Consider the following 814-nt stretch of genomic DNA (forward strand, 5'->3'; position numbering starts at 1 on the left):
TTCTGAAACTGCTTTGCGTTGAACTCAACGAACAGAAGAGCGGTTTCTGGGTAGCGGAGTTTTACGTCAATCAGTTCAGTGATCGACTCGATCACCATCTTATCGGCAACCCTGTTGCTGGTGCTGTTCGGTGTCAGACGGCGCACACGTATCTGCCAGCCAGTTGTGGCTTTCGGTAAATCGATGCGGTGGCTGCGCTCGTATTTTGTCGTGGTCTTGCCGTCTACAGCAGAGGGGAATACCTGCTGGTAAGCCCCGCCATCTGTGGCCACATCAATGGCGTACTCAATCCGATAGCCAACCACGTCACCGTTATCCAGTTGCTGCTGTAACTGTTGCCACGAAAAGCGCAGGCGAACGGCGGAAAGCTGGGTATTAGTCAGTGAGCGAACCCAAGGATTAGCGCTAGTCAGTTCGGTACCGACAGTGATCTCGTTCTCAACGGACGGCATACCTGGTATGTAAGCCTGGTCTGGCGTGCCAGGCCGAAACTCCCACTTCACGCCAGGAAAGTTTTCTGTGCCATCCGGGCCGATGATTGGCGTGCCATCAAGGAAAATGTTTGTACCGTCTAAACCACCGGCAAACTCCCCCTCACCCAACGCCAGCAAAATCTTGGCGTAAGATGTGGACTGCAAGGAATCTGGCGATTCAACAGGGGTATGCTGGCTACCGCCGCCACCCTTGCGACCTTCAATAATTGCTGACATTACGTTTCTCCGGGCGTAAAAAAACCCGCATTAAGCGGGCCTGATTGAGGGGGATTAGGTTACTGCTGATCTTCGGCGTAGATCCCTGCGGAAATAATCGCCCC

At 53.6% G+C, this 814-nt stretch carries 1 protein-coding gene; it reads right to left on the minus strand.

The window, feature by feature from the left end:
• Positions 1-710, minus strand: a 710-nt coding sequence (gene gpJ, locus WG891_RS26595) for a TipJ family phage tail tip protein (RefSeq protein ID WP_443006377.1), incomplete at its 3' end; no start/stop codon positions are given.
• Between the last annotated feature and the right edge of the window lie 104 nt (positions 711-814).

The sequence above is a fragment of the Serratia sp. MMO-28 genome (assembly GCF_037199905.1).
GTDB lineage: Bacteria > Pseudomonadota > Gammaproteobacteria > Enterobacterales > Enterobacteriaceae > Chania > Chania oryzae.